This is a genomic window from Nocardia puris (assembly GCF_003315035.1).
Taxonomy (GTDB): Bacteria; Actinomycetota; Actinomycetes; order Mycobacteriales; family Mycobacteriaceae; genus Nocardia; species Nocardia puris.
The window spans coordinates 665791-686332 of record NZ_QNRE01000002.1 but is presented as its reverse complement, the minus strand read 5'-3'; the positions used below and the strand labels follow the sequence as shown (position 1 = coordinate 686332).

At 72.8% G+C, this 20542-nt stretch carries 7 protein-coding genes; 6 read left to right on the top strand and 1 reads right to left on the bottom strand.

Annotated features, from left to right (window positions below):
- Window positions 1-2: 2 nt before the first annotated feature.
- Complete coding sequence (locus DFR74_RS08800) at window positions 3-701, bottom strand: DUF4132 domain-containing protein (RefSeq protein WP_067512876.1); 699 nt, start codon at window positions 699-701, stop codon at window positions 3-5.
- 101 nt (window positions 702-802) lie between these two features.
- Here DFR74_RS08800 and DFR74_RS08795 point away from each other — a divergent pair, with 101 nt between their 5' ends.
- The 6 genes from DFR74_RS08795 to DFR74_RS08770 all read left to right on the top strand — a co-directional run bounded on the left by DFR74_RS08795 (window position 803) and on the right by DFR74_RS08770 (window position 20419).
- Window positions 803-1462, top strand: a complete 660-nt coding sequence (locus DFR74_RS08795; protein ID WP_067512878.1) for a response regulator — start codon at window positions 803-805, stop codon at window positions 1460-1462.
- Window positions 1463-1632: 170 nt separating this feature from the next.
- The gene (locus tag DFR74_RS08790) at window positions 1633-2139 is read left to right on the top strand and encodes an FxsA family protein (protein WP_067512880.1); all 507 of its coding nucleotides are present in this window, start codon (window positions 1633-1635) and stop codon (window positions 2137-2139) included.
- Between the two features lie 35 nt (window positions 2140-2174).
- Window positions 2175-3773, top strand: a complete 1599-nt coding sequence (locus DFR74_RS08785) for an amidohydrolase (protein WP_233444435.1) — start codon at window positions 2175-2177, stop codon at window positions 3771-3773.
- The gene (gene lnt, locus DFR74_RS08780; protein ID WP_411719593.1) at window positions 3770-5434 is read left to right on the top strand and encodes an apolipoprotein N-acyltransferase; all 1665 of its coding nucleotides are present in this window, start codon (window positions 3770-3772) and stop codon (window positions 5432-5434) included. Before DFR74_RS08785 ends, lnt begins: the two co-directional genes overlap by 4 nt.
- Before the next feature lie 379 nt (window positions 5435-5813).
- Window positions 5814-19430, top strand: coding sequence for a non-ribosomal peptide synthetase (locus tag DFR74_RS08775; RefSeq protein ID WP_113975018.1), 13617 nt, complete (start codon window positions 5814-5816; stop codon window positions 19428-19430).
- On the top strand, window positions 19427-20419 hold the full coding sequence (locus tag DFR74_RS08770) for an ATP-binding cassette domain-containing protein (protein ID WP_067514314.1): 993 nt from the start codon (window positions 19427-19429) through the stop codon (window positions 20417-20419). Before DFR74_RS08775 ends, DFR74_RS08770 begins: the two co-directional genes overlap by 4 nt.
- Window positions 20420-20542: the final 123 nt, after the last annotated feature.

The window sequence follows — 20542 nt, the reverse complement described above, 5'->3', positions numbered from 1 at the left end:
GCTCAGTCGAATACGGTCGCCAGTTCGCGCAGGACCTCGCTCGCGTCGATCGGGTCGAGCACGCCGAACGCGGTGTCGCCGCAGCGCCGCCACCACGGCGACGGCGGCGCGGAGCCCAATTCCACCGCCTCGATGACGTGTTCGCCCTCCTCGATCGGCTCGCCGGCCGCGATGCCGTCGTCGAGTTGCAGCAGCACCTGCAGGCCGCCGCCCACCGGGCGAAACAGGTGATCGTGCACGCCGTCCACGGAACCGCCCAGCCGCCAACCGAATTCGCGCAGCCGCAGCAGCGACGCGGTGGGCACCATGTGATTCGCGAACCGGTCCAGCGAGGTGGACGCGCGCTCCCGCTCGGTGAGCACGTGCACCTCCCGGGACAACTGCGGAAACGGTTGGCACAGTGCGTGATCGGAGAACTCGGCGAGCCAGCACGGTAGCTCGGCGGCCAGCTGCAACGGGTGCGCCACCGCGATGTGCGGTGCGTCGATGTCGACGAGACGGCCCGCGCTGTCGGTCGGCCTGCCGTCGTCGGCGATGCGGAAGGACACGCCCTGCTCGGCCCGGTCGTCGAAACCGAGCCAGACGAGTCGTCGCGCGGGCTCCCGGAGGTCCGGGTGCTCGAGCACGGAGCGGTGCTGCCCACCGGTCCAGGTGCGCCTGCGGATCATCGCGATCTCGAGACGCCGAATCTGTTCGTACATAACCCCGCTCGCGAGAGTTGGTTGTTCGGAACGAAACTGCTCGGAACTTCAGGAGCGTAATGGTCGGCGGCCGGGATCGCGCGGGCGGCTAGATTGGACGCGTGCCGATCACCGTTCTCGTCGTGGACGACCAGGAATTGATGCGCATGGGCCTGAAGATGGTCCTCGGCGCCCACCCCGACATCGAGGTGGTGGGGGAGGCCGAGAACGGCGCCGCCGCGGTGACCCGGGCCAAGGAGTTGCGGCCCGACGTGGTGCTCATGGACGTGCGGATGCCGGTGGTGGACGGCGTCACCGCGACCGGGCGCATCGTGGAGTCCGGCGACGGCTGCCGCGTCCTGGTCATGACCACCTTCGACCTGGACGAGCACGCGCTGGGCGCGCTGCGCGCCGGGGCGAGCGGGTTCCTGCTCAAGGACACCCCGCCCGAGGATCTGATCTCGGCCATCCGCAGCGTCGCGGCGGGCGACGCGGTGGTGTCGCCCAAGGTGACCAAACGGCTGCTGGACCGGCTCATCGCCGACGATCCGGGCGGGATGCGCGATCCCGCCGTGCTCGACGTGCTCACCGCCCGCGAACGCGAAGTGCTCGAGCAGATCGCGGCCGGGCGGTCCAACGCGGAGATCGCCGAGCAGCTGTTCCTCTCCGAGGCCACCGTGAAGACCCATGTCGGCCGCGTGCTCACCAAGTTGGGCTTGCGCGACCGCGTGCAGGCGGTGGTGCTCGCCTACGAGACCGGGTTGGTGCGGCCGGGCGGCTGAGGGCACTTGCGCGTCCGCTCCGTTTGTGCGCGGGCTGAGGGCGCTCCCACTCGGTTGTGCACGGGTCGAGGGCGGGGAGGGCGCGCATCTCAGCGACCTATCAGGCGCGATCGGGAGAAAAACGGCGGGCTCGCGCGTTGGTAGGGGTAGATCGTCCCGGAAGGAACGCCATGCCCGCCCTGTTGTTCGTGCTCTACGTCGCCGTCGAGGTCGCCGCGCTGATCGCGGTGGGCCAGCTGATCGGCGTGTTCCCCACCATCCTGCTGGTCATCGCCGGATCCGCGGCGGGCATGCTGCTGCTCGGCTCGCAGTGGCGGCGCGTCGCGCGGCAGTTCCGGCGCGCGCAGCGCGGCGAGATCCCGCCCGGCACCGCCGTCGCCGACGGCGCGCTGGTGGGCCTGGGCGCCGGCCTGATGTTCGTGCCCGGCCTGGTCACCTCGGTCGCGGGACTGCTCCTGCTGCTGCCGCCCACCCGCGCGCTGCTGCGCCCGCTGGTGACGGCGCTGGCCGCGCGCCGCGTCGGCAAGTTCGTCACCGCGGCCGAGTCGCGCTACAGCGGCGTGATCATCGACGGCGACGACGTGGTGGACGGCGTCGTGGTCACCGAGTGGTACGACGACGGTCGCGGCACCGGCCGTCGCGCGGTGGGCCCGGCCTGGGACGCACCGGCGCGGTGACCCGCCGGAGACGGCATACGGCAGACTGGTGACCCGTGGGTACCCAGTTGCTGATCGGCGGTCGTTTCTACAGTTCCAGTTCCCCCGACGCGACGGCCATGGCGGTCAGCGACGGCACCGTGGTGTGGCTGGGGGCTGAGCGCCCCGGCCGCGCCCTGCATCCGGACGCGGAGGTCATCGATCTCGACGGCGCGTTCGTCGCGCCGGCGTTCGTGGAACCGCACGTGCACGTCACGGCGCTCGGATTGCAGCTCACCGGCCTCGACCTCTCGGCCACCCGCTCGGTCGCCGAACTGCTGGACGCGGTGCGCGCCCACGCGTCGGCGCACCCCGACGGCGTGATCCTCGGCGACGGCTGGGAGGAGACCCGCTGGCCGGAAGGCCGCCCGCCGACCCCCGAGGAGATCGACGCGGCCGCGGGTCCCGGCAGGCGGGTATACCTGGCACGGATCGACGCGCATTCGGCCGTGGCCTCGACCGCGCTGCTGGACTCCGTTCCCGGCGTCACCGCCGCCGCGGGCTATCGCGCGGGCGAGCCGCTGCGCGAGCAGGCCCACCATCTGGTGCGCCGGGCCGCGCTCGGCGCGCTCGACCGCGCCCGCCGTGACGACGCCCGCCGCGCCGCGCTGGACCACGCCGCCGCGCACGGCGTGGTCGCCGTGCACGAATGCTCCGGCCCCGACATCGCCGGGCGCGACGACGTGCGCGAGCTGCTCGCCTTCGAACACGGCGTGCGCGTGCGCGCCTACTGGGGCGAGGCGGTGCGCACCGCCGAAGAGGCGAAGGCGCTGCTCACCGACCTCGGCGTGCACGGCCTCGGCGGCGACCTGTTCGTCGACGGATCGTTCGGGTCGCACACCGCCTGGCTGCGCCGGCCCTACGCCGACACGCCCGGGACCGGAACCTCTTTCCTGGACGCCGCCGCGATCGCCGAGCACGTGCGCGCCTGCACCGAGGCGGGCATCCAGTCCGGCTTCCATGCCATCGGCGACGCCGCTCTGGACGCGGTCACCACCGGCCTGCGCCGCGCCGCCGACGCGCTCGGCGCGCCCGCCGTCGCGGCGCTCGGGCACCGGGTCGAACACGCCGAGATGCTCGACGCCGGGCAGATCGCCGAACTGGCCGCGCTCGGCGTGATCGCCAGTGTGCAACCGGTTTTCGACGCCGCGTGGGGCGGCCCCGACGGCATGTACGCGAGTCGGCTCGGCGCCGAGCGCGCCGCGGCGCTCAATCCGTTCGCGGCCATGGCGGCGGCGGGTGTGTCGCTGGCCATCGGCTCCGACGCGCCGGTCACCGCCCTCGACCCGTGGGCCGCGATCCGCGCCGCCACCGAGCACCGGACGCCGGGCCACGGCATCTCGCCGCGTGCCGCGTTCGCCGCCGCCACCCGGGGCGCGTGGCGCGCGGGCGGCGTGCGCGACGGCGTCGCGGGCACTCTGGTGCCGGGCGCGCCCGCGTCCTACGCGGTGTGGGACGCCGGTGAGCTGGTGGTGGCCGCGGCGTCGGATTCGGTGCAGCGCTGGTCCACCGATCCGCGCTCACGGGTGCCGGGATTGCCTTCGCTGGCACCGGATTCCGCGCTGCCGCGCTGCCTGCGCACCGTGCGCGACGGCGTCACGATCTTCGAGGCGTGACCGTGACGCGAGACCGCACCGGCGTGCTGTGGCGCGCCCTGACCGCCGTCCTGTCGGGCCTGCTCCTGTTCGGCAGCTTCCCGCCCCGCCCCTACTGGTTCCTGGCCCCGATCGGCCTCGCGCTGCTCACCCTCGCGGTCCGGCGCGCGGAGCGCGGGCGGGGGGCGTTCGGCTACGGAATGCTCGCGGGGCTGGGCTTCTTCCTCCCGCTGCTGCCGTGGACGGGGATCTACGTCGGCCCGGTGCCGTGGCTCGCGCTGTCGACGGCGTGCGCGGTGTACATCGGGCTGTTCGGCGTGCTCGCCCGTCTGGTGTCGGCGCTGCCGCTGTGGCCGCTGTGGGTGGCACTGGCCTGGGGCACGGCCGAGTGGGGGCGCTCCAGCTTCCCGTTCGACGGCTTCCCTTGGGGCCGCGTCGCTTTCGGCCAGGCCGACGGCTGGTATCTGCCGCTGGCCGCGTACGGCGGCGCGCCGCTGATCGCCTTCGCGGTCGCGCTCACGGGCACCGCGCTGGCCGCCCTGATCGAACGGCTGCCCGTGCCGTCGCGGGTGCGCACGGTACTGGCACCCGTCGTGCGGTTCGACACCGATCCCGACGCAACGGAATCCGAGAAGGACCCCACCGCGAGTGGACGGCGGCGTGTCGGAATCGCCGCGGCGGCAGTCACTTTCGTCCTGGTTCCCCTCCTCGGGCTCGCACTGCGACCGACCCTGCCCGGACCGATGGACGGCGACTCCACCCTCACCGTCGCGGCCATCCAGGGCAGCGTGCCGCGGCTCGGCCTGGACTTCAACGCCCAGCGCCGCGCCGTGCTGGACAACCACGTCCGCCGCACCGAGCAGCTCGCCGAGGACGTGGCCGCCGGACGTGCTCCCCAGCCCGACGTGGTGATCTGGCCGGAGAACTCCTCCGATATCGACCCCCTCCGCAACGCCGACGCGGCCGCGCTCATCACGGGCGCGTCCGAGGCCGTCGGCGCCCCCATCCTGGTCGGCGCGGTGCTGGTGAACGGTGACCGCACCACCACCAATTCCGTCATGGTGTGGAACGGCGCGGACGGGCCGGGGGAGCGCCACGACAAGAAGATCATCCAGCCTTTCGGCGAGTACCTGCCGATGCGCTCGTTCTTCCGTCTGTTCTCCGAATACGCCGACCGCGCAGGCTATTTCGTGCCCGGCGACGGCGACGGCACGGTGCGCGCGGCGGGCGTGGAGATCGGCGTGGCCACCTGCTACGAGGTGGCCTTCGACCGGGCCTTCCGCGACTCCATGGAGGCGGGCGCGCAGTTGCTGACCGTGCCCACGAACAACGCCACGTTCGGCGACAGCGAGATGACCTACCAGCAGATGGCCATGTCGCGGGTGCGGGCCGTGGAGCACGGCCGGGCCCTCGTGGTGGCGGCCACCTCGGGCGTGAGCGCCATCATCACCGCTGACGGCGCGGTGGCCCAGCAGAGCGAGTTGTTCGTGCCCGCGGCGCTGGTCGCGGAACTACCGTTGCGCACCAGCACCACACCGGCAACCCGAATCGGCGGCACATTCGAGCTGTTCTCGGTTATCCTGACCGCTGCCGCCGTTGTCGTCGCGCTCTTCCGACGGCGGGGGTCGCGGTCTGGACACGCGACCGACCAGGTCCTTCCGGTGAGCGACTCGGCCGGCTGATCTGGTCACCGCACTTCTCCACAACAGAACAGCCGGTATTTTCCGGTGTGGATGAGGCCGCCGTTGCGCGGCCGTGATGTTGCGCGCTATTCGCTGAGTCCTCCGCACCGGCGTCGTACCCGCACGCGTTTTTCGCGCCCGGACCTCGGGGTTGTCCCCGGGTCCCGCGCCGCTCGGCCGAAGTTTGCCGAAATGTAGCTGTTGAAAACAACGTTCTGCCAACGCCGTTCGCCGGAAACAAATCCAAAACGTCGGCCATCCGTGTTCCGGCGTGCTCCGAATCATAGGGCGTGGATCTCACGTCCTACGGCTCGTGCGCGCTCTCGAGCCGTAGTCGGGCTCGGGGAGTTGCGTCAGTAGCGGCAGAACGGAGTGATGAATGAGTTCATTGGCCACCGATCGTGTCGACCAATGCACTTCGGGTGATCTCTCGGTACAACCTTTCGCTCTCTCGCCTGCGCAGACGGCCCTGTGGTATGCCCAGCGGATCCGGCCGGACGTACCGTTGACGATCGCCCAATACGTCGAGATCCACGGGGATCTGGACGTGGGGTGCCTGCTCTACGCGATCGAGCGATTCGGCGCCGAGACCGAGGTGGGCCACGTCCGCCTCGAGGAGATCGACGGCGTCCCGCACCAGCTGGTCGACTGGTCGCGCCGCCCCGGCTGGGGCCGCGTGGACCTGCGCGACGAACCCGATCCGCACGCCGCGGCGCTGCGCTGGATGACCGAGCACGCCAGCTCGCCGATCGATCTGGAACGGGACCCGCTCACCATCAACGTGGTGCTGCGCACCGGCGACTCCGACTACATCTGGTACGCCAGGGCGCACCACATCGTGATCGACGGCTACGGCGCGATGAACGCGCTCACCCGCACCGCCGAGATCTACACCGCCGCGCAGCAGCACACCGAGCCGTCGGTGTCGCGGGCCGCGTCGCTGGAGCGGATCTACGCCGACGAGTCCGCCTACCGGGAATCCAGCCGGTTCCGCAACGACCGCGACTACTGGCTCGAACAGCTGGCGGGCGCGGGCGGTCCGGTCAGCCTGTCGAACGTGCCGCTGACCACCGCCACCCCCGATCCGGGCCGCCGCCTGGCCAAGGGCGCGCTGAGCGAGCGGGTGGACGCGTCGATGAGCGCGGCCGCCACCGAGTTCGGCACCCACAGCTCCACGCTGTTCGTCGCCGCGCTGGCCGGCTACGTGCGGTCGGTGACCGGCGACGCCGACGTGGTGCTGAGCCTGCCGGTCGCCGCGCGCACCACGGTCGCGCTGCGCCGCTCGGCGGGCGTGCTCTCCAACGTGGTGCCGATCCGCGTGCGGTTCGACGCCGACACCACCGTCGCCGACGTGGTGCGCGCGGCCGAGCTCCAGATCACCGGCGCGCTGCGCCACCAGCGTTACCGTCACGACGACATCCGCCGCGACTGCGGCTACTCCCGCGACGCGCGCGGCTTCTTCGGCCCGATGGTCAACATCATGCTGTTCCACGACGAGCTGCGCTTCGGCGATCTCGTCGGCTCGCTGCACGTGCTGGCCACCGGACCGGTCGAGGACCTGTCGATCAACCTGTACAACGGCGAGGGCGGGCGCATCCACGTCGACTTCGAGGCCAACCCCCGGCTGTACGGGGACACCGAGGTCGCCACCCACCACACCCGGTTCCTGGACTACCTCGGCAAGTTCCTGGCCGCCGATCCGCAGACTCCCGCGGAATCGCTGTGCGCGCTGACCGACGCCGAACGCGAACTGGTGCTGCGCGGCTGGAACGACACCGCCGCCCCGGTGCGCCCCGGCACGCTGGCCGGGATGTTCGCCGACCGCGTCGGGGTGAGTCCCGAGGCCGTCGCCCTCGAGTTCGGCGACGACCAGCTGACCTACCGGGAGCTGGACGAGCGCGCCAACCGCCTGGCCCGCGCGCTCATCGCGCGCGGCGCCGGACCCGACACCGTGGTCGGCCTGTGCCTGCGGCGCAGCCTCGACCTGGTCGTCGGCATGTACGCCGTGGTGAAGGCGGGCGCGGCCTACCTGCCGCTGGACCCGGAGCACCCGGCCGAACGCATGGCGGGGATCCTCGACCAGGCGAAGCCGGTGTGCCTGCTCACCGCCGAACGCGACGGCCTGGCGCTACCGGTGCGGGCCCCGATCCTGGCGATCGACACCCTCGACACCTCCGCCTACGACGGCGCGCCGGTCACCGATGACGACCGGCGCGTTCCATTGCGCCCGGACCATCTGGCATACGTGATCTTCACCTCCGGCTCCACCGGCAAGCCCAAGGGCGTCGGCGTGAGCCACGGCGCCATCGTCAACCGGCTGCGCTGGATGCAGCACGAGTACCCGCTCGACCACACCGACGCGGTGCTCCAGAAGACCCCCGCCACCTTCGACGTGTCGGTGTGGGAGTTCTTCTGGCCCTTGCAGATCGGCGCGCGCCTGGTCGTCGCCGAGCCCGACGGGCACCGCGATCCCGCGTATCTCGCGCGCGTCATCGCCGAGAAGGGCGTCACCACCGCGCATTTCGTGCCTTCGATGCTGTCGGTGTTCGTCACCGACACCGATGTGCGCGCGTGCCTGAGCCTGCGCCGGGTGTTCTGCTCCGGTGAGGCGCTGCCCGCCGCCACCGTGCGCGACTTCCACGCCGCGCTGCCCGGCCCCCGGCTGCACAACCTCTACGGGCCCACCGAGGCCGCGGTGGACGTGACCTACTGGCCGTGCCCCGACGATCCGGAGAGCGTGCCGATCGGCTCCCCGGTCTGGAACACCCAGACCTATGTGCTCGACGCGCACCTGCGGCCCGTGCCCCCCGGCGTGGTCGGCGAGCTGTACCTGGCGGGTGTGCAGCTCGCGCGTGGCTACCTCGGCCAGCCGGTGCTCACGGCCGACCGGTTCGTCGCCAACCCCTTCACACCGGGCACGCGGATGTATCGCACGGGCGACCTCGCGCGCTGGCAGCTGGAGCCGACGGCCGAGGGCCGCGGCGTGCTGGAGTACCTGGGCCGCACCGACTTCCAGGTCAAGATCCGCGGTCTGCGCATCGAACTCGGCGAGATCGAGGCGGCGCTGCTCGACGACGCGCACGTCGCGCGGGCGGTCTGCGTGGCCCACCGGGGCCGCGCGGGCGACGAGCTGATCGCCTACGTGGTGGCCGCGCCGGGCAGCACCGACGGACTCGACACCCAGGCACTGCTGGCGGCGCTGCGCCGCACCCTGCCCGCGTACATGGTGCCCGCCGCGCTGATCGAACTGGACGAACTGCCGTTGAGCGCCAACGGCAAGATCGACCGCAAGGCGCTGCCCGTACCCGCGCTGCCCTCGGCGTCGACGGCGATCACCGCCGAACCGCGCACCGAGGTGGAGCGCACGCTGGCCGCGATCTTCGCCGAGGTGCTGGGTATGGAGGCGGTCGGCCTGGACGACAGCTTCTTCGACCTGGGCGGCAACTCGCTCATCGCGGCGCGCGCGGTCGCGCGCATCAACGTCGCCCTCGGCACGGCGCTGACCATCCGCGACCTGTTCGAGGCGGCGTCGGTCGCGGCGCTCACCCAGCGCTTCGCCACGCACACCCCCGACATGGCCTCACCGCGCCTCACCCGCGCCGAGCGCCCGGAGCGGGTGCCGCTCTCGCTGGCTCAGCAGCGGCTGTGGATCCTCAACCGGTTCGCCGAACACGCCGCCGCCTACAACATGCCGCTGGCCATCCGGCTGGAGGGCCCGCTCGACCACGCCGCGCTGCACGCCGGCCTGGTCGACGTGATCGACCGGCACGAGAGCCTGCGCACCACGTTCCCCGAGGGCCCCGACGGCGCGTACCAGCTGGTGCACACGGCGGCGGAGATCCCGCTGACCCTCGACCCGATCGAGGCCGAGGGCGCCGACGTGGCCGCGCTGGCCACCGAATTCGCCGGCTACGGGTTCGATCTGCGCAGCCAGGCCCCGATCCGGGTCGCGCTGTGGCGCACCGGGCCCGACCGCCATGTGTTCCTCGTGGTGCTGCACCACATCTGCGGCGACGGCTGGTCCATCGCGCCGCTGGCCCGCGACCTGGTGCAGGCGGTCACCGCGCGCGTGCGGGGCGCGGCGCCGGAGTGGGAACCGCTGCCGGTGCAGTACGCCGACTTCGCGCTGTGGCAGCGCGAACTGCTCGGCGACGAGAACGATCCGGCCAGCGCCCTGAGCCGCCAGCTCACGCACTGGCGTTCGGCCCTGGCGGGGCTGCCCGAACAGCTGGACCTGCCGCTGGACCGCCCCCGCCCGCTGCGCCGCTCCACCGAGGGCGGCCGGATCGAGTTCACCATTCCGGCCGAGATCCGCCGTGCGGCGGGTGAACTCGCGGCCAGCCGCGGCGTCAGCATGTTCATGGTGCTGCACGCGGCGCTGGCGACGCTGCTGGCGCGGCTGTGCGCGAGCACCGATATCGCCATCGGCACGCCGATCGCGGGCCGGTCCGATCCCGCGCTGGACGAACTCGTCGGCATGTTCGTCAACACGCTGGTGCTGCGCACCGAGGTGGACCCCGCCGCGGGCTTCGACCGCATGCTGGACGTGGCCCGCGAGACCGACCTCAACGCGTTCGCCAACGCCGACGTGCCGTTCGAGCGGCTGGTCGAGGTGGTCAATCCGGAGCGCTCCACCGCGCGCCACCCGCTGTTCCAGGTGATGCTGTCCTACGACCGCGCCCCGGAACTCGGCATCGCGCTGCCCGGCGTCACCGCCGAGGTGCTGCCGCTGGCCGCCGATATCGCCAAGTTCGACCTCCAGCTCGAGGTGCACGACAACCTCGGCGATGGACCGCTGAGCGCCGAATTCGCCTACGCCACCGACGTATTCGACCGGCGCACCGTGGCGGCGTTCGCCCGCCGGTTCAACGCGGTGCTGGCCGCGGCCGTAGCCGCGCCCGATCTGCCCGTGGGCGATATCGACCTGCTGGACCGCAAGGAGTCGGCGAACCTCGTCCCGCTGGCCGCCGCGCCCGCCGAGCCGCCGATCACCCTGGCACGGCTGCTCGGCGCGACGGCCGAGCGGCTGCCCGACGCCGTCGCGGTGCGCTACCTGGGCCGCGACACCACCTACCGGGAACTCGACGAACGCTCGAACCGGCTGGCGCGCACCCTGATCGACCAGGGCGCCGGTCCGGAATCGGTGATCGCCCTCGCGCTGCCGCGCGGCCTGGACTCGATCACCGCGATCTGGGCCGTGGCCAAGACGGGCGCGGCCTACGTGCCCGTGGACCCCGGCTACCCGCGCGAGCGCATCGAGCACATGCTCGGCGATTCGGGCGCGATGCTCGGCCTCACCGTGCGCGACTGCCTGCCCGACCTGCCCGCGTGGCCCGCCCCGCCCGGCAGGCACAGCAAGACGGCGGTGGACTGGGTCGTGCTCGGCTCGCCCGCGCTGGAGGCCGACGTCGCCGCGCGCCCGGCCGCGCCGATCGCCGACACCGAACGCCACCACCCGCTGCGCACCGCGCACCCGGCGTACCTGATCTACACCTCGGGGTCGACCGGCAAGCCGAAGGCCGTCGTGGTCACCCACGCCGGCCTCGCGTCGCTGGCCAGCGAGCAGACGCACCTGTTCGGCGTCACGGATTCCGCACGCACGCTGCACTTCTCGTCGCCGAGCTTCGACGCGTCGGTGCTGGAGCTGCTGCTCGGGTTCGCGGCGGGGGCGACCATCGTCATCGCGCCGGCCGGGATGTACGGCGGCGCGGAGCTGGCCGGCCTGCTGCGCACCGAACGCGTCACCCACGCGTTCGTGACGCCCGCCGCGCTGGCCACCGTGCCCGACGACGGGCTCGACGAGCTCGAGGCCGTCATCGTCGGCGGCGAGGCGTGCTCGGAGGACCTGGTGGCCACCTGGTCGGCGCGCCACCGCATGCACAACATGTACGGCCCGTCCGAGGCGACGGTCGCGGCCACCGCGTCCGGGCCCATGGTCGCGGGACAGCCGGTGCCCCTGGGGCATCCGGTGCGCGGCATGCGACTTTTCGTGCTGGACAACAGGTTGCACCCGGTGCCGCCCGGCACCCCCGGCGAGCTGTACCTCTCGGGACCCGGCGTGGCCCGCGGCTACCTCGGGCGCGTCGACCTCACGGCCGCGCGATTCCCGGCCAACCCGCACGGGCGCCGCGGCGAAAGGATGTACCGCACGGGCGATCTCGTGGTCGCCGACCACGCCGGGCACCTGCGCTTCCTCGGCCGCGCCGACGACCAGATCAAGATCCGCGGCTTCCGCGTGGAACTGCGCGAGATCGACCTCGCGCTGCGAGCGCACCCGGGTGTGGCCACGGCGCTGACCATGGTCCACCGCGACGAGCACGGGCACGACCGCCTCATCGCCTACGTCACGGCGGAACCGGGCGCGGCGGTCACGGCGCGCGACGTGGTGGAGACCGCCCGGCAGCGGCTGCCCGGCTACATGGTGCCCGCGTCGGTGACCGTGCTGGACGCCCTGCCGGTGACCCCGGCGGGCAAGCTGGACCGGAAAGCGTTGCCGGAGCCCGTATTCGTGGCCGCCGGACCCTCGCGCGAACCGGGCACCGAGGCCGAGCGCCGCGTCGCGGCGGTCTTCGGGACGGTGCTCGGCCGCCCGGTGACCGGTGCCGAGGACAGCTTCTTCGACCTCGGCGGCACCTCGCTGCTGGCCACCCGGCTGGCCTCGGCGCTGCACGCCGAGTTCGGGGTGGAGCTGGCGGTGCGCGCGCTGTTCGAGGAGCCCACGGTCGCCGGGGTCGCGCAGCGGCTGGCGGAAGCGCCCCGGACGCAGCGGATCGCGCTGGCTGTGCACACGCCGCGTCCGGGTCGCCTCCCGTTGTCGCTGCCGCAGCAGCGACTGTGGTTCCTGAATCGATTCTCACCCGAATCGAGCGCCTACAACATCGCATTCGTCATACGGATCGACGGCGATCCCGACGTGGCCGCCCTGCGCGCCGCGCTCGGCGACGTGGTGGCGCGCCACGAGGTGCTGCGCACCGTGTACCCCGAGGACGGCGCGGGCGCCCAGCAGGTCGTGCTGCCCGCGGCGCGGGCGGTGCCCGCGCTGGTGCCGGTCGACGTGGACGAGGCGGGCGCGGCCGACGCGCTGCGCGTGCTCGCCCGCGGCGGCTTCGACCTGACCCGCGACACCCCGCTGCGCGTGGCGCTGCTGCGCACCGGCCCGCGTCGCCACCAGCTCGGCATCGTGTTGCACCACATCGCCGCCGACGGCTGGTCGCTCGGCCCGCTCACCCGCGATCTGGCCGTGGCGTACGCGGCCCGGTGCGGCGACGCGGCCCCCGCGTGGGCGCCACTTCCGGTGCAGTACGCGGACTTCGGGCTCTGGCAGCGCGAATGCCTGGGCGACGCGAGCGATCCCGAGAGCGTGGCGGGCGCGCAGCTGGCCTTCTGGCGTGAGACGCTGGCGGAGCTGCCCGACGAGCTGCCGCTGCCCTACGACCGGCCGCGTCCGGCCGACCCCACCCACGAGGCGGGGACAGTGCGCTTCACCGTGCCCGACCCGATCGCGCGCGGTCTCACGGCGCTGGCCCGCGAACAGGGCGCGAGCCCGTTCATGGTGCTGCGCTCGGCGCTCGGCGTGCTGCTGCGCGCCGTGACGGGCGGGCGCGACATCGTGATCGGCACGCCCATCGCCGGACGCACCGACGCCCAGCTCGACGAGCTGGTGGGCATGTTCGTCAACACGCTGCTGCTGCGCTCCGACGTGGACCCCGACGCCACCTTCGCGGCGCTGCTGCGCGCCGACCGCGACGGCGAACTGGCCGCCATGGCCAACGCCGACGTGCCGTTCGAGCGGGTCGTGGAGGAGCTCGGCCGCACCGTCGGCGCGAACCGCCCGGTGTTCCAGGTGGCGCTCACCGTGCAGGACGGCCCGCCCCCGGCGCTGGACCTGCCCGGCCTGACGCTGCGCGCCGACGAGCTCGACATCGCGCGCGCCAAGTTCGACCTGGAACTGCGCGCGGGCCAGAGTGGATACGAATTCGTCTACGCCGCCGAGCTTTTCGACGAGGCGACGGTGCGGACCCTGGCCGACCGGTTCCTGCGCGTGCTGGCCGCGATCACCGCCGACCCGCGGGTGCGGGTGTGCGATATCGACGCGCGCACCGAACTGGAACGCCGCCACTTGACCCCGGCCATCGGCGGCCCCGCCGCCCCGCCGGTCACGCTGGCCGAACTGTTCGTCGCGGCCGCGCGGCGGCACCCGGAGAACGTGGCGCTGCGCGCGGACGGGACGTCGATCACCTACGCCGAGCTCGACCGGCGCTCGAACCGCTTGGCGCGGGCCTTGATCGGGCGCGGACTGGGTGCGGGCGATCGTGTCGCGCTCGGGCTCACCCGCTCGGTGGAGTCGGTGCTCACGGTGCTGGCCGTCGCGAAATCCGGTGCGGCGTACGTGCCGGTGGACCCGAACTACCCGGCCGACCGCGTGCGCCACATGCTCACCGACTCCGGTTGCGCCTTCGGCGTGACGGTCGGCGCGCACGCGGCGAACCTGCGGGCGGCGGCCGCCGACGCGGCCACGCACTGGCTGCTGCTGGACGACCCGGCCTTCGCGGGCGAACTCGCCGCGCTGGGTGAGCGGCCGATCGCGGATGCCGAACTGCGCAAGCCGGCCCGGATCGCCGACCTGGCCTACCTCATCTACACCTCGGGCTCGACCGGCACGCCGAAGGGCGTGGCGGTCACGCACCGCGGCCTGTCCAACTTCGCGGCCGAACTGCGCGATCACGTGGCGGTGGACGAGCACTCCCGCACGCTGCACTTCTCCTCACCCAGCTTCGACGCGGCCGTGCTCGACCTGCTGTTGGCGCTCGGCGCGGGCGCGACCATGGTGATCAGCCCGACCGACATCTACGGTGGCGACGAACTCGGCGCCCTCCTGCGGCGCGAGCGGGTCACCCACGCCTTCTTGACTCCGGGGGCGCTGGCGACCGTGGATCACGACCGCTGGCCGCTGCCGGACCTGCGCGCCCTGCTGGTCGGCGGCGAGGCCCTGCCCGCCGATCTGGTGGCGCGCTGGGCGCCCGGCCGGGCGATGTACAACGCCTACGGGCCGACGGAGACGACGATCGTCGCCACGATGGCGGGACCGCTGCGACCCGGCGGTCCGCTCACCATCGGCTCCCCGGTGCGCGGCGCGCGGGCCCTGGTGCTGGACGAGCGGATGCGCCCGGTCCCGATGGGTGTGCCGGGTGATCTGTACGTCGCGGGTCTGGGCGTGTCGCGCGGGTACTTCGAGCGCTACGGCCTCACCGCGTCGCGGTTCGTCGCCGACCCGTTCGGCCCCGCCGGTGAGCGCATGTACCGCACGGGTGACGTGGTGCGCTGGAACGGCGACGGCGAGCTGGTGTACCTGGGCCGCAGCGACCACCAGGTGAAGGTGCGCGGTTTCCGCATCGAGCTGGGCGAGATCACGGCCGCGCTCGGCGCGCACCCGGACGTGCGGTTCGCCTTCACCCAGGTGCGTCCGGTCGCGGGCACCGATCGCATCGTCGCCTACGTCCAGCCGGCCGATCCGTCTGCCGGTGTCGACGTGGACGCGGTGCGCGCGCACGCGGCCGAGGCGCTGCCCGCGCACATGGTGCCCGCGAGTATCACCGTGCTGGAACGGATTCCGCTCACGCCGGTCGGCAAGCTCGACACCGCCGCGCTGCCGGAACCGGAACTCGCCGCCGGCCCGGTCCGCCGCGAACCCGCCACCGACTCCGAGCGACTGGTGGCCGCGGTAATGGCCGAGCTGGTCGGTGCCGAATCCGTCAGCGCCACCGACAGTTTCTTCGATATCGGCGGAAACTCGCTGCTGGCCACGCAATTGGTGGCGCGGCTGGCCGCGGCGGGCGCCGCGCGCCTGGAGGTGCGCACCGTGTTCACCGCGCCCACCGTCGCCGAACTGGCCGCGCTGCTCGACGCGGGCGTCGCGGGGGAGGCCGAGAACGGGCCGGTGCGCCAGGAACGGCCGGACCGCGTCCCGCTCTCCGCGGCGCAGCACCGGCTGTGGTTCCTCAACCGGTTCAACGAGACCGGCGCCGAGCTCAGCGCGGGCGCCTACAACGTCCCGGTCGTGCTGCGCTTGCGCGGCGACCTCGACGTGCAGGCGCTCGTGCACGCGCTGCACGCGGTGCAGGAGCGGCACGAAACGCTGCGCACCGTATTCCCCGAGCTGGACGGCGAACCCGCCCAGCTGGTGCTGGACCCGGCCGCGGCGGCCATCACCCTGTTCGTCGCGACCGTCACGCCCGGCGAGGTGGACGACGCCGTCCGCCGTTTCACCGCACCGGGATTCGACCTGGCCGAGAGCGTGCCGCTGCGCGCGGCGCTGATCACCGTGACCGACCGTCCCGACCCGGACGGCGCGATCGCGCCCGGCGCGTCGCAGGAGAACGTGCTGGTGCTCGTCGTGCACCACATCGCGATGGACGGCTGGTCGCTGGAACCCCTCGCCGCCGACGTGGCCGTCGCCTACAACGCGGCGCGCGACGGGCTGCGGCCCGGCTGGGACGAGCTGGCCGTCCAGTACGCGGATTACACGCTGTGGCAACGGGATACGCTCGGCGCCGAGGACGATCCGGAGTCGGTGCTGAGCAAGCAGCTCGACTACTGGCGGCGCACCCTGCACGGCGTGCCGGAACTGAGCACCGTGCCGGCCGACCGGCCGCGCCCGCCCGTGCCGTCCTACCGCGGCGGCGAGGTGGCGTGCACGGTCGACCCGGCCACGCACCGGGAGTTGCAGGTCGTCGCGGCGAGCCGCAATGTCAGCATGTTCATGCTGCTGCACGCCGCGCTCGCCGTGCTGCTGCACCGGATGGGCGCCACCGACGACATCGCCGTCGGCACCCCCATCGCCGGGCGCGGGCACCCCGCGCTGGACCGCATGGTCGGCATGTTCGTGAACACGCTGGTGCTGCGCACCCCCGTCGACGGATCGGCGCGGTTCACCGACCTGCTCGACACCGTCCGCGACACCGACCTGGACGCCTTCGCGCACGCCGACCTGCCGTTCGAGCGGCTGGTCGAGGTGCTCAACCCGCACCGCTCGCAGGCGCACCACCCGCTGTTCCAGGTGATGCTCTCGGTGCGCAACCGCCCGGTCACCGAACTGACCCTGCCCGGACTGCGGATCGAGAGCGTCGAGACCGACGCCGGGATCGCCAAGTTCGACCTGCAATTCACCCTCACCGAAGGGCTCACCGCGGACCGCGAACCGGACGGCATCACGCTCGCGGTGAACTACGCGGCCGACCTGTTCGACGCGGACACCGCGCACGCGCTCGGCAAGCGCCTGGTGCGCCTGCTCGGCGCTATCGCGGCGAATCCCGCTGCGGCCGTGGGTGATCTGGACCTGCTCGACGCCGAGGAATGGAGCGGGCTCACCCCGGTGCGGGGCGCGACCGCCGACCGTCCGGTCACCTTCCCCGAGGTGTTCGAGGCGGCCGCCGCCGTCGACCGCGCCGCCGTCGCGATCCGCGCCGACCAGACGCAGGTGAGCTACGACGCGCTCGACCGGTGGACCAACCGCCTGGCGCGCGTGCTAATCGGGCGCGGCGTCGGTCCGGAAACCCTGGTGGCGCTGGGCATTCCGCGGTCGGTCGAATCCGTGGCCTCGGTGCTGGCGGTGGCCAAGGCGGGGGCGGCGTTCGTCCCGGTCGACCCGCTCTACCCGGCCGGGCGCATCAGCCACATGCTCTCCGATTCCGGTGCGGCACTGGGCATCACGCTCGCCGAGTACCGCGACGAGCTGCCCGGCGACGTCGAGTGGATCGTGCTGGACGACCCGGAGTTCCGCGCCACCGTGCTGGCCACCGGCGACGCAGCCGTCACCGACGCGCAGCGGGTGCGTCCGCTGCGGCTGGACAATCCCGCCTACGTCATCTACACCTCCGGCTCCACCGGCACCCCGAAGGGCGTGGTCGTCACCCACGGCGGCCTGTCCAACTTCGCCGCCGAGACCGCGCAGCGCTTCGGCGTGCACCCGGGCAGCCGCATCCTGCACTTCGCGACGCCGAGCTTCGACGCCGCCATGCTGGATCTGCTGTTCGCGCTCGGCGGGGCGGCCACGCTGGTCATCACGCCGCCCGGCGTGGTCGGTGGCGCGGATCTGGCCGAGGTGTTCGTCGCCGAACGCATCACGCACGCGTTCATCACCACCTCGGCGCTGGGCACGGTCGACCCGGCCGGCGTCACCGAACTCCAGCACGTGCTGGTGGGCGGTGAGGCGCTGCCCGCCGATCTGGTGAACCGCTGGGCGCCGGGCCGCAACCTCTACAACGTGTACGGGCCGACGGAGACCACCATCGTCACCGTCATCTCCGAGCCCATGCGGGTGGGCGCGCCGATCCTCATCGGCGGGCCGATCCGCGGCGTCGCGACCACCGTCCTGGACGCCCGCCTGCATCCCGCGCCGGTCGGCGTCACCGGCGAGCTGTTCCTCGCGGGCAGCGCGCTGGCGCGCGGCTACCACAACCGGCCGGGACTCACCGCGCAGCGGTTCGTCGCCAATCCCTATGGCAAGCCGGGGGAGCGGATGTACCGCACCGGCGACCTGGTGCGCTGGTGGCCGGGCGCGCCCGCGGGCAGGCACGAGATCGAGTACATGGGCCGCACCGACCACCAGGTCAAAATCCGCGGCTTCCGCATCGAACTCGGCGAGATCGACGCCGCGCTGCACCGGCATCCCGCGGTCGAATGGGCGCACACCATCGGGCACCGCACCCAGGCGGGCACAACGGCGCTGGTGTCCTACGTGGTGCCGCGCGCGGCGGTCACGGCCGGCGAACTCACCGAGCACGTCGGCGGCCTGGTGCCGAATTACATGGTGCCGCAGTCGATCATGCTCATCGACGAGGTGCCGCTCAGCCCCGTCGGCAAGCTCGACCGCAAGGCCCTGCCGGAGCCGGTGTTCACCGCCGCCGTCGGCTACCGCGCCCCGGCCACCCCCGTGGAAGCGGTGCTGTGCGCGGCCTTCGAGACCGTGCTGGGAGTCGAGCGGGTCGGCGCGGACGACGCGTTCTTCGAACTCGGCGGCAACTCGCTGCTGGCCACGAAGGTCGTCGCGCAGGTGCGGGCCGAGGGCATCGACCTGCCGGTGCAGCTGATGTTCGGTGACGCCACCCCCGCCGCCATCGCGGCCCGGCTCACGGCCGCGGGCGGTGCCGATGCGGCGCTGGCTGCCACGCTGGCGCCGGTGCTGCCGATCCGCCCGCTGCGCGCGGGCGGCAAGGCGCCGCTGTTCTGCGTGCACCCGGCGATCGGACTGTCCTGGTGCTACTCGGGGCTGCTCGCGCACCTGGCGCCGGACCGTCCGGTGTACGGGTTGCAGGCGCCGCACGTGGCGGGTGACGAGCAGTTCGACTCGATCACCGAGGCCGCGAAACAGTATGTGGCGCATATGAAGTCGGTGCAGCCGACCGGTCCGTACCATCTGCTCGGCTGGTCGCTGGGCGGTCTCATCGCGCACGAGATCGCGGTGCAGTTGCGGGACGCGGGCGACGAGGTGGCCCTGCTGGCCATGATGGACAGCTACCAGCTCGGCGACCGCTGGCTCGACGACGCCGTGCCCGGCGTCGCGGAGATCGTCGCCGAATTCGGCGGCGACGGCATCGACCCGGCCACCGTCACCACCCTGAGCGACGCCGCCGAGGTGTTGCGCGCCCAGCAGGGACCGTTCGCGGCGCTCACCCTCGAGCACCTCGAACGCCTCTACACCGGATACGCCAACGGCACGATCCTCGCGCACGGATTCCGTCCGCGCGCCTTCGACGGCGACGTCGTGTTCTTCACCGCCGCCGACGACGAGACCAACCGCGCGGATCCGCAGCGGTGCGCGGCGGCCTGGGAGCCGTTCGTCACCGGCACCGTGCACGACCATCCCCTGTCCTGCCGCCATTCGGCCATGACCGCACCCGACGCGCTCGCCGTGATCGGCCCGGTGCTGCACCGGCATCTCGACGGCGGCCCGAACGACCACGAAGGAGATCAGCCGATGAGTGAGACGCGCTCATGACACTCGCCGTCGAGGTGCGCGGCCTGGTCAAGAACTACGGGAAGGCCCGGGTGCTGGACGGGATCGACCTGGACATCCCCGCGGGCACGGTGCTGGGACTGCTCGGGCCCAACGGCGCGGGCAAGACCACCACCGTCCGCATCGTCACCACCCTGCTGCGGCCCTGCGCCGGCTCGGTGCGCGTCGCGGGCGTCGACGTGCTGCGCGACCCGGCCGGGGCGCGCCGGCGCATCGGCCTGTCGGGGCAGTACGCGGCGGTCGACGCGAACCTCTCGGGCTACGAGAACCTGCGCATGGTCGCCCGGCTCTACGGGATGTCACCGCGCCAGGCCACCCACCGCGCCGCCGAACTGCTCGGCGCGTTCGGCCTCGACTACGCCGCGCACCGCCGTGCGGGCGCCTACTCCGGTGGCATGGCGCGCCGGCTCGACCTCGCGGGCGCGCTGGTCGCGCGGCCCGCGGTGGTGGTGCTGGACGAGCCGACGACGGGTCTGGACCCGCGCGGGCGCAACGACATGTGGCGGGTGATCGGCGATCTCGTCGACGACGGCACCACCGTGCTGCTCACCACGCAGTACCTGGAGGAAGCCGATCTGCTCGCCGATCGGATCACCGTCATCGACAAGGGCAAGGTCATCGCGCGCGGCTCGGCCGACGAGCTGAAGACCTCCATCGGCGGCGACCGGCTCACCGTCACGCTCGCGGCGGGGCAGGAACCCCGGCCCGCGCTGACGGTCCTGGCGCAGGTGGGGATCGGGGAGCCGAGTCACGAGTCCGGCACCGACGAGGTGTCGGTGGTGGTCGGCGACGGTTCGCGCACGATGGTCGAGGCGTTGCGCAGGCTCGACGACGCCGGCGTGTGCGTGGTCGACGCGCACGTGCACCGGCCCTCCCTCGACGACGTGTTCCTGTCCATCACCGGCACCCCGGCCGCCGAATCGAGCACCGAGCCGGAAACCGACGACGTACCAGAGGAGATCATGTCGTGAGCCAGCGACGCGAGACGACGACCGCGGGCCGGGTGGTTCGGTGACCAGCGCAGCCACCGTGGAGCGCGACGACGCCGCGGGCGAGAACACCCCGCCGCCGGCGAAACCCCGTCCCGCCCAGGA

Excerpts from the sequence above, each read along its gene's own strand:
- DFR74_RS08790 (WP_067512880.1), top strand. The coding sequence starts at position 1,633 with ATGCCCGCCCTGTTGTTCGTGCTCTACGTCGCCGTCGAGGTCGCCGCG.
- DFR74_RS08770 (WP_067514314.1), top strand. The coding sequence starts at position 19,427 with ATGACACTCGCCGTCGAGGTGCGCGGCCTGGTCAAGAACTACGGGAAG.
- DFR74_RS08800 (WP_067512876.1), bottom strand. The coding sequence starts at position 701 with ATGTACGAACAGATTCGGCGTCTCGAGATCGCGATGATCCGCAGGCGC.
- DFR74_RS08775 (WP_113975018.1), top strand. The coding sequence starts at position 5,814 with ATGAGTTCATTGGCCACCGATCGTGTCGACCAATGCACTTCGGGTGAT.